This window comes from Paenibacillus planticolens (assembly GCF_013141725.1).
GTDB lineage: Bacteria > Bacillota > Bacilli > Paenibacillales > NBRC-103111 > Paenibacillus_E > Paenibacillus_E planticolens.
In genome coordinates this window covers 434692-448269 of sequence record NZ_WHNZ01000022.1, presented here as the reverse complement: position 1 = coordinate 448269, position 13578 = coordinate 434692, and the positions used below count along the sequence as shown (strand labels likewise).

The 13578-nt window shown below is 46.9% G+C and carries 11 protein-coding genes; 8 read left to right on the top strand and 3 right to left on the bottom strand.

Going from position 1 to position 13578, the window contains the following annotated elements; all coding sequences use genetic code 11:
- Window positions 1-235: 235 nt before the first annotated feature.
- Window positions 236-1099, bottom strand: a complete 864-nt coding sequence (locus tag GC097_RS13155; protein WP_171683738.1) for an aldo/keto reductase — start codon at window positions 1097-1099, stop codon at window positions 236-238.
- 325 nt (window positions 1100-1424) lie between these two features.
- Between GC097_RS13155 and motA the strand changes: the two genes are divergently transcribed.
- Window positions 1425-2219, top strand: a complete 795-nt coding sequence (gene motA / locus GC097_RS13150; protein WP_171683737.1) for a flagellar motor stator protein MotA — start codon at window positions 1425-1427, stop codon at window positions 2217-2219.
- Window positions 2216-3022: a flagellar motor protein MotB gene (gene motB, locus GC097_RS13145; RefSeq protein ID WP_171683736.1), complete on the top strand. Its 807-nt coding sequence runs from the start codon at window positions 2216-2218 to the stop codon at window positions 3020-3022. The genes motA and motB overlap by 4 nt, the downstream gene beginning before the upstream one ends.
- A 272-nt stretch (window positions 3023-3294) precedes the next feature.
- On the opposite strand, the gene GC097_RS13140 is transcribed toward motB, so the two are convergent.
- On the bottom strand, window positions 3295-5322 hold the full coding sequence (locus GC097_RS13140; RefSeq protein WP_171683735.1) for a methyl-accepting chemotaxis protein: 2028 nt from the start codon (window positions 5320-5322) through the stop codon (window positions 3295-3297).
- A 289-nt stretch (window positions 5323-5611) separates the two neighbouring features.
- On the opposite strand from GC097_RS13140, the gene GC097_RS13135 reads away from it, so the two are divergent.
- The 5 genes from GC097_RS13135 (at window position 5612) to phoU (ending at window position 9961) form a co-directional block, all read left to right on the top strand.
- Window positions 5612-6532: a phosphate ABC transporter substrate-binding protein gene (locus GC097_RS13135; protein ID WP_171683734.1), complete on the top strand. Its 921-nt coding sequence runs from the start codon at window positions 5612-5614 to the stop codon at window positions 6530-6532.
- 182 nt (window positions 6533-6714) lie between these two features.
- Window positions 6715-7653 carry a phosphate ABC transporter permease subunit PstC gene (pstC, locus tag GC097_RS13130; protein ID WP_171683733.1) on the top strand — a complete coding sequence of 313 codons (939 nt, stop codon included), beginning with the start codon at window positions 6715-6717 and terminating at the stop codon, window positions 7651-7653.
- A complete protein-coding gene (gene pstA, locus GC097_RS13125) occupies window positions 7650-8507 on the top strand; it encodes a phosphate ABC transporter permease PstA (RefSeq protein ID WP_171683732.1) in 858 nt (285 codons plus the stop codon). The genes pstC and pstA overlap by 4 nt, the downstream gene beginning before the upstream one ends.
- An 11-nt stretch (window positions 8508-8518) precedes the next feature.
- Entirely contained in the window at window positions 8519-9277 is a 759-nt protein-coding gene (gene pstB / locus GC097_RS13120) for a phosphate ABC transporter ATP-binding protein PstB (protein WP_216625759.1), read from the top strand.
- A 24-nt stretch (window positions 9278-9301) separates the two neighbouring features.
- The gene (phoU, locus tag GC097_RS13115) at window positions 9302-9961 is read left to right on the top strand and encodes a phosphate signaling complex protein PhoU (protein WP_171683731.1); all 660 of its coding nucleotides are present in this window, start codon (window positions 9302-9304) and stop codon (window positions 9959-9961) included.
- Window positions 9962-10052: 91 nt separating this feature from the next.
- Here phoU and GC097_RS13110 read toward each other — a convergent pair whose 3' ends face one another.
- Entirely contained in the window at window positions 10053-11639 is a 1587-nt protein-coding gene (locus tag GC097_RS13110) for a response regulator (RefSeq protein ID WP_171683730.1), read from the bottom strand.
- A gap of 192 nt (window positions 11640-11831) precedes the next feature.
- Here GC097_RS13110 and GC097_RS13105 point away from each other — a divergent pair, with 192 nt between their 5' ends.
- On the top strand, window positions 11832-13574 hold the full coding sequence (locus tag GC097_RS13105) for a GGDEF domain-containing protein (protein ID WP_171683729.1): 1743 nt from the start codon (window positions 11832-11834) through the stop codon (window positions 13572-13574).
- Window positions 13575-13578 lie beyond the last annotated feature (4 nt).

The window sequence follows — 13578 nt, the reverse complement described above, 5'->3', positions numbered from 1 at the left end:
ATTTGACCGGATTTCGTATATTCTCGCGAAATCGGTACAAATAGAGGGAGTTTTCCTGCTAATTGGATCTGACAAGGTTTTGCAGTTAAATTAGCGGGAAATTTTCCCTTATTTTGGCCACAGAAGTATAACTTCACAAAGGCTGTCCCCACAAGTCATAGACATGACTGGGGACAGCCTTTCGCATTTACATTCCCGTATACCATGAGCCGTCAGGCGGATGATTGAAACGTTTCTACCGAACGTACCATTCTCCCGACACCCAGTCGGTTGATTTCCAGCGCAGCACATCCGGATTGGCTAGATGCATAATCTCTTTCAGGAAGTCCAGCTGCTCTAATTCAGTCATTGGCTTAAAGCTATTGGCGATAGCCAGATTCTTCTCTAACTGCTCCATCGATTCCATGCCGACAATAGAGGTAGAGATCGGCAGGGAGAACGTGTATTGCAGCGCCTTCTCGTACCAAGGGGCAAGCTTGCCGAGCGCCATCACTTTCATGCCGATAACGGCGATGCCCTTCTCGTTCGCCTTGGGCAGAAACTCATGCGCGAAGCTGTATACGAGATGATCGGCCGCTGAGAGGGCGACAAGCGCGCTGTCGAACGGGTACCGGTCGATGGCTTCCAACTGAACACGAGGATTCGTATGTCCGCTGATTGAAATATGCTTGATCATGCCTTGTTCTTTGGCTTCAAGCAGAGCTTCCAGAGCCCCGCCCTTGGCAAAGCATTTGTCCAGCTCTTCCATCGTCATGATGTTGTGCAGGCGCCATTCATCCACATGATCCGTTTGCAGCCGTTTGAGACTCTCTTCCAGCAGCTTCAATGAACCGTCTCTGGTTCGATCGTGCGTCTTGGTCGCGATCCAGACTTCCTTTCTGCGGCCATGCAGCGCTAACGCTTTGCCGAGTCTTTCTTCCGATTGGCCTTTGGAGTAACTCGGCGCTGTATCGAAATACGTAATTCCTTCGTCAATCGCGCGATTCACAATCGCAATCGCTTCTTCTTCCGTACAGTTGTGCTCGTCTACGATGCGCTGCGCGCCAAAGCTGAGTAGAGGAAATTGCTGCCCCGTCCGGCCAAACATTCGTTTCTCCAAGTTCATCGCTCCTTTATGTATGCTTCTTTTTTATCGTTTCCTAACCTACAGCCTGATCATACCATTGTCTGTTCATATGGTGATATCGATTTTTGCAGGAGTTGCTTAACCTTAAGTATAAATTAGTCTGGAGAAAGCCGCCATATTTCGTCATATATCAATAATTTTCACAAAAAATACAAGTCTAAGGTCCTATGTTTTAGCAAAATAGATTGTAATTTTTAGCAATAAAACCTATCATTATATACATAGAAGATCTATTTGTCGAATTATGGAGAGCTTCGTACACGGCTTCAATTATTAGAGATAAGAGGGTGCCTGGAAGATGGAGAAATCATCATTGATTGGAATTGTTTTAGCGTTTATATCGATTGGTGTAGGTATGGTGTTAAAAGGGGCGAGTTTGGCGGCGCTTCTAAATCCTGCAGCTGCTCTCATTATTTTTGGTGGAACAGCTTCGGCCTTATTTATTGCGTTTTCATTGGAAGAAATAAAGAAGATTCCTGCTCTGTTAAAAATCATTTTTACCGAACAAAAATTAATGCCTAAAAAAGAACTGATCCATACATTTATCGAATGGGTATCCATTACGCGTCGCGAAGGCTTGCTTTCTCTCGAAAAACAAGCGGATGAGCTGTCGGATCCTTTTATGAAAAGCGGTATGCGCCTCATCATCGACGGAAATGATCCTGATTTCGTGCGCGACGTCCTGCTTGAGGATATTGCCGAAATGGAAGCAAGACATAAGAAATATGCAGGTATTTTTACACAAGCCGGTACATATGCACCGACACTCGGCGTTCTAGGCGCCGTTGTAGGTTTGATTGCTGCTCTGGGAAATTTAAGCGAAGTAGAGAAGCTGGGACATCTGATTTCAGCGGCATTCGTTGCCACAATGTTCGGGATTTTTCTGGGATACGTTGTTTTTCACCCTTTTGCCAACAAGCTGAAACAGAAGTCCAAGAAGGAAGTTGAAATTAAACTCATGGTGGTTGAAGGCTTGCTCTCCATTCAATCCGGCGTCTCTGCCAACTCTGTGAAGCAAAAAATGATGATCTTCGTAGCCAACAGCGATCGCGCGGCGTATGACGAAGAAGAGAAAGGGGCCGCTCCGCAGTGAGTAAAAAGAAGAAGCATGAGGACCATGAAGAACACGTTGATGAATCCTGGCTTATTCCCTATGCGGACTTGCTTACTTTGCTTCTAGCTCTATTTATCATTTTGTTTGCGTCCAGCCAGTTGGATTCGAAGAAATACGACTCCATTATGCGGTCCTTAAACAATGCGTTCACCGGCGGGGAAGCGCCTTTCGCAATGTCGAATATCATTCCGATCGATGATGCGGCGAATTCTACGAAAAACAATAATAAGAACCAGAACCCGCCATCGAAAGAGCAAAGTAAAACGGACAGCCAACTGGCGGCCAAGCTGCAAAAGGAAGAAAAAGATCTGGAAGAATTGAAGAAAAGCATGGATGCTTTCATCAAAGATAATCAGTTAAATGAGCAGTTGACGACGAAGCTGGATAACGAGAAATTAACGATTACGATCAGCGACCGCGCGCTGTTTGATTCCGGATCGGCGACGATCAAGCAGGATTCACAGAAGCTGGCTGTTTCCATAGGAGGCATGCTGGCGAACTATCCGGGCTATCAGGTTGAAGTGGGAGGGCATACGGATAACATCCCGATTCACCGGGCGGATTTTGAAACAAACTGGGATTTAAGCGCGAAGCGGTCCGTTAATTTCATGAAAATATTGTTGAACAACGGTAAAATCGACCCATCTTCGTACTCCTCAGTCGGATACGGGGAATACCGTCCGATTGCCTCGAATGATACGACGGAAGGCCGGGCCAAAAACCGCCGCGTCGAAGTCAGCATCCTGCGCAACATTAAAGCAACGGATGAGATTGCGAGATAAGGTTGAGGTAAAGTCGATACGTTAACCGGTAAGGGAACTGCAGGTCGCTATTCCGGCTATTTTGTGCGAAGGAGCAAGAAAGAGGAACTATAGTACGCTATTCTTGCGAAACTGCCCCGAAATTACCCTGATATCGCCAAATAGGGGATCGTACTTCCCCTCGAAACAGATACTAGCCGGTTTGGGCAAAAATAGCGCCCTGTAGTTCCGCTTCAGGGGCGCAGGGGGCATAAATAAAGGACCTAGGGGAAATCCCTAGGTCCTTTATTTGATTACCCGACAATCGCCGGCTCTTTTTTCTCCTTCGCTCCTGCAGGAGCGGGCTTTGTATCGGAGTCTGCCCCAGCTTGATCGGCATGCTGCGAGGCAATTGGTTCTTCTCTGTCGATCCCAACGGGGGGCTCCCCGATAAGCTCCACTTTGGCAGGTCTGCCATTAACACCAGCACTCTCATCAGCGCCATTGCCACTAAAAGAAATATCCTCGATATCCCTCTCTGCATCTTCTACTTCTTCATCAACCTCATCAACTTTAGCAACTAACGCTGCAGAATCATACGTATGAATCACGCCCGTATCACCAATCCGAAACTTGCTGATTTCCGCAAATAATTGATCGGCTAAAGCAAGAATGTCATCCGACTCTTCCGCGATACGGCGGATGGAGGCATCCTGCTCTGTTGATGTCGAGTTGACCTCTTCAACGCCGGCAGCTGTTTCCTGGGCAATCGCCGCCACGAATTGAACAGAGTCAACAAGCGTATCGTTCTTGGAACGCGCTTGCTCGATTTTCAAATGAATGTGCTCGATCTGTTCCTTGATGCCATTCATGGAGTGCTCGATGCTCTCGAAGGAGCTGAGCGTGTCCGCTACGCGATGATTCTGTGTATCCGCAGAATCCCTTGCTTCCAAGAGCGAGCTTTGCAGCTCTTGGATTTGAATCTGCAGCGCCTGCGTAATGCCGCTGATCGTCTTGGACGAATCGTTCGTCTGCTGCGACAGCTGACGAACCTCATCCGCGATCACGGAGAAGCCGCGGCCGTGCACCCCGGCCCTTGCCGCTTCAATCGCGGCATTGAGGGCCAGCACGTTCGTTTGCGTCGAGATCTCCGTGATCGAACGCGTGATGGCGCCGATCTGCTTCGAGCTGGCGGCTAAGGTCTGCATAGCTGCATCAACTTTGTGCAGCACAGCTTGTGACTGTTCGGACGAGGTTTTCAACGCCCGGACGTAACCTGCTCCCTGCAGCGTGCCCGCGGCAGCCTCATCGCTTGCGCGAATCATTTCGTGCGTGTAGGCGGTAATGTCGCGAATTTCCGTTTCAAGCTCTGCAATGATGAGGGAGCTGGACTCGGTTTTCGAGGCTTGCTCATCCGCGCCTTTCGATATTTCATGGATCGCTTTCAAAATATCCGAGTTGGCGGTCGCCGTGATCTGCGAAAAGCGATGAAATTCATGCGAGTGTTCACTTAACGAAGAAGCGATCTCCTTAGTCGTATGAAGCATATGCCGAACCTGCAGGATCATGTGGTCGAAGCTTTGACTGAGCTGGCCAAGCTCGTCCTTGGAGGCAGCGTTAATGGTATGCGTTAAATCCCCGGCGGCGATTAGAGAAACGGCTTTCTGCAGTCTCTGAATCGGACGGACAAAAGAACGGATAAGGATGAAAGCGATCAAGACAGTCACGATAAGCACCAGAACGGAGGCATACATCATAACCTGGCTGGTGCTGTCCAGGGCACCGGTAGATGAGAGGATCGCCTCATCCGCAGATTCCGAGTAGGTCACATAAAACTTATCGACGAGGTCGAAGATGGTCGTTTTCAAGTCCTGGGATTCATTGTACAAATACATCAGATTGATTTCTAAATCTTTCGTGCTCGTACCATTATTAACTTGAATCATTTGTGCGGCAGAATCAAAGTTGTTTATGTAGTCCACGGAGGCTTGTATCAATTGGCTGCGCCATTTTTGTTGATCCGGCGTAGCGGCGGTATCGCCAATTTTTTTAACGTAATCATTAAAAGGTTGGCGCTTGGCATTGTATTTAAATATGTATTCAGGTTTCTTCGAAATCTCAAGCCCTGAGGCAATGATGTTCATGTCTTGAACCATTTCCTTAAATTCAAGTGCCATTACTTTGAGTGCGACCTTGTCATTCTGATCCTTCAAATGTTGTTTGATTTGATTAACCTGGTGGAGATTGAAAAAGGCAACAGCTAGAAAGATTAGCAGCACTCCACTGAAACTAACGATTAATTTGGATCTCATGGTCGTATTGAAAAAGAATAACCTACTCACACTCATCCCTCCATAAATAGACAAGATCTGATATATTTCTTGTTTCTACTTATTAATATAGGAGGCTTCTATTAACTAAAGCGTCGATCTGTGTAAATAACATGTAAAATCCACCATACAAATCTAGCAAAATGGAACTATAAAAAGTTTTACATTACGTTTACGTTTCTTGGGTTTGAAATTTACATTCGATTGGTAAGATGTATTTGTAAGTTAGTTGCGAGAGACAAACAAGGAAATCGAAACTAACCAGACAAGCAACATAAAATAAAAGGAGGACATGCTGACTATGTTCAAGCTCATGTCGAAAAAAGGGATTACATTTACACTTTCCGCGGTATTAATGATGGGGTCATTGGTTGGATGCGGAGCTAAAACAGAAACAAATGGAGCTTCCACAACACCTGCTGCAACTACTGCTGCATCTGCGTCGGCAAAGCCTACTGATACGCCTAAAACAGAGCTTTCCGGTACAATCACTGCTTCCGGTTCAAGCGCACTTCTTCCACTAGTTAAGCAAGCAGCAACTGAGTTCATGGAAAAGAACCCGAAAGTAACGATCAACGTTACAGCTGGCGGTTCAGGAACTGGGATTAAAAACGTAGCTGACGGTACTTCCGATATCGGTAACTCCGACGTAGAACCTGCTGCTGAATATAAAGATAAAGGTCTTGTTGACCACCAAGTAGCAATTGCTCCATTCGCACTTATCGTAAACAAAGATGTAAAAGTAGATAACGTAACAAAAGCACAAGCAGCTGATATTTACATGGGTAAAGTGACGAACTGGAAAGAAGTTGGCGGCAACGATGCGAAAATCGTTCTTGTACACCGTCCAGACAGCTCCGGTTCCCGTACACTTGTGAAAACCATCATTCTTGATGGCAAAGACTTCACAAAAGACGGAATCACGCAAGAAAACAGCGGCGCGATGAAAACAGCGGTAGCTGGTCAATCCAGCTCCATCGGTTATGTAGATACTCCTTACATCGATGATACTGTAAAAGCTTTGAAAATCGACGGCGTAGCTTTCTCCGAAGAAAACATCAAAAACGGCACTTACAAATTGTTCGGTGTTGAGCACATGTATACAAAAGGCGAAGCAAAAGATCCAGCTAAAGCATTCATTGAGTATATTTCCAGCAAAGAATTCCAAGGTAAACAAGTTCGTGACTTGAAATTCTTGCCTGCTGATTTGCTTAAAAAGTAATCGAATCTCACATCTAGAGCGTACGCAAACATGCGGGCGCTCTTTTTGCTGTTCTAGTTGTCACAACGATAAACTTTTACATTCCCTTTACAATTCATTAACGATCCAATGACAATCATGTCCTATTATGAAGGTATGACATGTTTAGGGCATGTGGTATTAAATAAAGGGGGATTAACCCAGTGAATTCCGTAGCAGACAAACTATCAAGTGCGAGTTCAGACAACAAAAGTCGTCCAATTGTTACCAAATGGACCCAAGGACAACATAGACAAGACAGCATCATGAGATGGGTGTTTGTCGGGAGTGCTGCTCTTGTATCAGCCATCATTTTTTCTATCATTGTTTTTGTGGGTATGCAAGGGTTAAAGACTTTTCAGGGAGTAAGTCCTTTGGAGTTCTTCTTCTCCACCGACTGGACGCCAGGATCAAACAAATTCGGAGCGTTTCCGTTTCTATACAGCACCTTGCTGATGACGCTTGTTTCCGTCGTTATCTCCGTGCCGCTGGCCTTGTCCGGAGCGTTGTTCATGGCCAAAATCGCGCCGAAATGGATGCGCGAAATCATGCGTCCCGCCACCGATTTGTTCGTGGGCATTCCTTCGGTTGTCTACGGTTTGATCGGGATGACGGTCATTGTTCCGGCATTAGGTAAATTAACCGGCGATGTCGCTTACGGCATTCTGCCTGCTTCTATCATATTGGCAATTATGATTCTACCGACTATTCTCTCCATTTCGGAGGATGCTATCCGCTCGCTTCCAAGCCGGTTGGAGGAAGCCTCGCTGGCACTCGGAGCTACGCGTTGGCAAACGATGTGGCGGGTACTGCTGCCTGCAGCTAGACCGGGTATTTTAACGGCGATTATTCTTGGCATGGGGCGTGCAATCGGTGAAACGATGGCTGTGTTCATGGTTATCGGTAACTCGCCGCAAATGCCGAAATCATTGCTGGATTCCACAACGGTATTAACAACGGCTATCGTGAAGGACATGGGAAATACGAACTACGGATCAACTTGGAACAATGCCTTATATATGATGGCGCTGCTTTTACTTGTGATCTCCTTATCCTTAATCATCATTATTCGCATCGTTGCAAAGAGGAGTGAAGTGAAATGACAAGTAAAACAACAGATCGGATTGCCACGGTATACTTCTGGGCATCGGGTATTGTCATCATTGCAATTTTAGCCTGGTTTCTCTTTCGAATTTTAGGCGATGGGATTCCGCATTTGTCCTGGCATTTCATCTTCGGCAAACCGGAGGAAATCAAAGCCGGCGGTGGCGTAGGACCTCAACTTTTCAACTCCTTCTATGTCTTGATCTTGTCTTTATTGATCTCCATTCCAATTGGACTGTTCTCAGGCATTTACTTAGCGGTTTACGCGCAAAAGAATTGGTTTACGGATCTCGTCCGTATCTCTGTTGAAGCTTTGTCTTCTGTACCTTCCATCGTTTTTGGTTTGTTTGGTTTCTTGCTTTTTGCCAATTTGCTCGGACTGAAGTTTTCCATTCTCGGCGGCGCGGCGACGGTAGCCCTGTTGAACTTGCCGGTTATGGTCCGTGTTACGGAAGAATCGATCCGCACCGTTCCGGATTCCTACTGGGAAGCTAGCTTAGCGCTGGGCTCCACCAAGTGGCAGGCGATCCGCAAAGTGCTGATTCCAGCGGCGCTGCCTAGCTTGATTACTGGGATCACGCTGATTGCCGGACGCGCATTGGGTGAATCCGCCATTCTCATTTACACAGCCGGCTTATCGGTTTCCCGGTTCTTCCCGGATTTCAACCCGCTGAAGATGGGTGAGACGTTATCCGTTCACCTTTGGTACGTCGGCGCTGAAGCGCTCGTTCCGGATGCGAAGGAGATTGCCAAAGGAAGTGCCGCGCTGCTCCTGATCGTCGTACTTATCTTTAACCTGCTAGTCAGCATACCAAGCCGAATCTTACAAAAAAGACTTTCCGGGGGGAAATAACTGTGGCGACCATGACCATGACAAAGATCAAAGCAGATAAATTGAATTTATTTTACGGAGAAAATCACGCGCTTCACGATATCGATTTGACGATTGAAAAAGGAAGCATCGCGGCATTGATCGGACCTTCAGGCTGCGGAAAATCAACGTTCCTGCGTACTTTGAACCGCATGAATGATTTAATTGACGGCGTTCGTATTACAGGAAATGTAGCCGTAGACGGCCATAACATTTACGGTTCCGATTCAGACGTTGTTTCTTTGCGCAAAAGAGTGGGCATGGTGTTTCAACGCCCAAATCCTTTTCCTATGAGCATCTACGACAATATTGCTTATGGTCCGCGGATTCACGGCATCAAGAAGAAAGCTTTGCTCGATGAAATCGTGGAACGCAGCCTTGTGCAAGCCGCACTGTGGGATGAAGTCAAGGATCGCTTGCACAAATCCGCTCTCGGGTTGTCAGGCGGGCAGCAGCAGCGGTTATGTATCGCCCGTTTGCTGGCGGTTGAACCGGATGTGCTGCTGATGGATGAGCCTACTTCGGCACTAGACCCGATTTCAACGCTGAAGGTTGAAGAGTTGACGCAAACCCTGAAAGATAAATATACGATTATTATCGTAACGCACAATATGCAGCAGGCAGCCAGAATTTCCGATATGACGTCCTTTTTCTTGAACGGTTATTTAGTTGAAACCGACAAAACAGATAAAATCTTTACGAATCCGAACGATCAGCGCACCGAAGATTACATTACGGGAAGATTCGGCTAACAATTACCGGAAGGGGCAACGTACATGGACGCAAGACCCGGGTTTCACCAATCGTTAACTTTATTGCAAAAAGAATTACTGGAGATGGGGGAAAGCGTTAAGGATTTGATTCTTAAATCCGTTGAGTCCCTGTCCACGCTTGATGAACAAACGGCGCAGCAAGTGATTAAAAATGACGATCTGATCGATGAGTACTTAACCAGAATCGATGAGCTGTCGCTGCGTCTCATTGCACTGCAGCAGCCTATGGCTAGTGATTTGCGCATTATCGGCACAGCACTCAAAATCGCCACGGATTTGGAGCGCATCGCCGACCATGCGGTGGATATCGCCAAAATTACGATCCGCTTCGCGGGAGAAGAGCTTGTAAAACCGCTCGAAACGATTCCACAAATGGCGGGTATCGCCATCGAGATGCTGCAGGAGAGCTTGCTATCCTACACGGAACGCGATGTGCACCGGGCCGCAGCACTGGCTGAGAAGGATGATCGCGTAGATAAGATGTACAGCACCGTGATGACGGAGCTGATGGGCATGATGAATTCCGACTATCACCGGAATCGCCAATTGACGCATTTGCTGCTCGTTGCGCACTTCCTGGAGCGTGTAGCCGATCACACGACGAATATCGGTGAAGGCGTTATTTACATGGTTACGGGTAAACGCAAGGATTTGAACGTGTAAAAGTTAACATGAAACAGCCGAATGGTGAATAACCATCGGCTGTTTTTGTGCAATTAGGGTGACGTCTCGCTTCCCAAATAAAAAACCGATCCTAGTTAGGATCGGCGGCATCCCCTAGAACAGGGAAGCGAATATAGAAGGTTGTCCCTTTCGGACTGGATTGGACTTCAATGGAGGCATGATGTCTGGCTGCGATGCTGTAACAAATGGCTAACCCGAGACCCGTGCCTTCATCTTTCGTCGTGAAGAAAGGACGTCCGAGCTTTTCCAAATGCTTCTCATCAATGCCCGTCCCCTCGTCAGAGATAAGCAAGACAACGTGTTCGTTCTCGCAGTACGTTTGGATGTTTAGCGTGCCGCCAATCGTCATAGCTTCGAGTCCGTTCATGCACATATTCAAAATAAGCTGCCGCATCTCTTTGTCGTCGAGGTCGATGACCGGGCATTCGGCGAATTGGAACTGAACGTGCTTGCCTGACATGACAGCCTCCGCCTGGATGAGCGGGATGAGCATTTCGATGATCCGGTTAATTTGATCCGGCTGCTGATGGGACTGTTTATTTTTGGCCAGTGATAAATATTCAGTAATAATCTCGTTGGCCCGGTCCAGTTCTTCGAGCATAATCGGAATATACTCTTTTTGCATATTGCGGTCGTTTTCACGAAACAACTGTAAAAATCCGCGAATCGTCGTCATCGGGTTGCGAATTTCATGGGCGATGCCGGCAGCCATTTCCCCCACTAGATTCAATTGGGCAAGACGGGCCATCTCCGTCTCAAAACGCAAGCTTTCCGTAATATCGACTGCAACCTGGAGCAAGCAGCTTTCATTCTCGATATCGATGATTTCCGTAGAGAGCAGAGCCGTTCGAATCTCCTTGGATTTGGTTTCATATCGCACTTTGCAGTTATGAACAACCTCTCCGTTACTGGTCGGTTCCCCGGTTTCCGGACGCAACAGATCCATCGTCGTCCCAATAATTTCGTCGCCATACCCCGTATACTGCTTCCAACTCTCGTTGATTTCGATATAGCTAAGATCCGGCAGACGGCAGATGGCCATCAAAGAAGGGGAGAGCATGAACATTTTCTTAAAATGGTCCTGTGACTTTAGCAGTTTCTCATGCGCATCCACCAGCTCGGAAGTCCGTTCTTCGACCCATTGCTCTAAAAGCGTATTTTGCTGCTTTAGTTTTTCTTCCGCTTCCGCCAGCTTGCGGTTGGTCTCCTCGAGATCCAGCGTACGCTTATGGAGGAGTTCGCTTTGATATTTGATTTTCTGGTGTCCCAGGTGCATATTGACGAAAGCATCGACTTTCATACGCAGCATTTCAGGATGAACGGGTTTGAACAAATAATCAATCGAGCCCACATGATAGCCTTTTAACACATGCTCAATCGATGTACTGAGGGCTGTAAGGAAGATGATCGGAATATCCTGGCAAGCTTTGCGCTGCTTGATCAGTTCAACGGTTTCAAAGCCGCTTAGTCCGGGCATTTGCACATCCATTAGAATAACTGCAATATGATCGGCAGGTTCCTTTAATAAATATCGGAGAACTTCCTCGCCGGATTGCAGTGAAATTACGTCATAGTGGGATGAGGCCAAAATGCTATTCAGAGCCAGCAAGTTCTCATAGCGGTCATCTACCGCCAAGATTTTGACTTGTTGTTCCATTTCAATTCCTTTCCGTGCTTGTACATGCTATGTACGCACCTAGCAATCGTCCTTCTATTTTTTCGTGGCAAATATCAAATTCCCTCTTTTTTATTTCAAGTCTTTACATACATTTTACATATCGATAATAAAGCCTGTTATTTCGTTTGCTAGACTGAGGATATACTTATATTGGCATAAGGGATGATGGACATGAGCAGTCAGTCAGAAGAGCTACGCGAATTTTACGATATCATTGAAAATGGTTCCATTCACTCTGTCTATCAACCTATCGTTTCTATGGAGGACGGTCAAGTAATGGGGTATGAAGCGTTAATACGGGGCCCCGAGAAAAGTACGTTTCATTCTCCTCTGAACCTGTTTCAATTCGCGGAGAATCATGGCGAGCTGTACAAGCTTGAGCAGCTGGCACGTGAGAAGGCGATTCAAGGGTCCATTTTGGAGCATCCGCAGCAACTGCTATTTATTAATATTTCTTCCCATGTGTTGTATGATCCTGGCTTCGTTCCTGGGAAAACATTGGAGAAATTGCAGAAATACGGGCTTCGTCCAAGTAACGTCGTATTCGAAATAACGGAAAGAACATCGATCGAAGATTTCTCTCTGGCGCAAAAAATACTAGAGCATTACCGGAAACAAGGCTACCGGATTGCGATCGATGATGCCGGTGCCGGGTACTCTTCAATGCAGGCTATTGCTGAGCTCCAACCGGATTTTATTAAGATAGACCGCTCTCTTATCCAGGATATACATAGAAATAAAGTGAAAGAGTACATATTGGAAACATTCGTTACATTTGCGCAAAAAATGAACATTTTCCTTATTGCCGAAGGCATTGAAAAGGAAGATGAACTGATCAAATTAGCCCGGCTTGGCGTCCATTATGCGCAGGGTTTCTTGCTTGGTAAGCCGAAAGCGTCATCGGCCACGATTCAGGACAGCTTGAAGATGATAATTTGGCATCAGCGCAAAGTACAAGGAGGCCATATGAGCTGGAATATTGGCGATCTTAAAACACCGGTGAAAGTGTTCGACAGCAAGGCGCCGATTTCGGAAGTGGCGGATTATTTCAAAAAAAATCAAGAAGCTGTGGGCGCCGTTATCGTTAGCAGCGAAGTGCCGGTCGGCCTGATGATGAGAGATCGCCTGTTTCAGCAATTGGCTGGACAGTATGCGTTCTCTTTGTTCTGGAATCGGACGATCGACAGCATCATGGATGATGCGCCGCTAATGGTGGACGAGTTCATGTCCGTCGAGCAGGTGTCACAGATGGCGACATCGCGCTCCATTCATCGTCTATACGACTTGGTGATCATTACTAGCAATGGGAAAATGGCAGGAATTGCTTCGATCAGAGCGATTTTAGAGAGCATTACCAATGTTCGGATGGAATCGGCGCGAGTGGCGAATCCGCTGACAGGCTTGCCAGGGAACTTGCAGATCAACAGGGAATTGAATAAACGGATTCACGAGAGCAAACCTTTTCATGTTGTCTACGCGGATTTGGACTATTTCAAATGGTTCAATGACCGGTTCGGCTTTCAGAAAGGGGATCAGCTGATTCAATACACGGCGGACATTATGCAGCAGGCCATCTCGGTTTGCGGGACCCCGCTTGATTTTGTGGGGCATGTGGGAGGCGATGATTTTATCGCGATTTCTTCAACGGCCGCACCCGAGCTGCTGTGTCAGGAAATGATCCGCAGGTTCGAGCAGGGGGTCCAGATGTTTTATGAAGATGAGGAATGGGAGTATGTGTGGGACCGGAGCGGCAACAAGGTCAAAAACGAGGGAGTCACCTTATCGCTGTCGTTAGTCGTTTGCAGCTGTGAAGCTCCCATCTCGCTTGAACATATTTCCCATACCGCGGCTGTCCTCAAAAAGAAAGCGAAAGCGCATCCGGGCAGCATTTATTATTTTCAAAATATTGGATAGTATT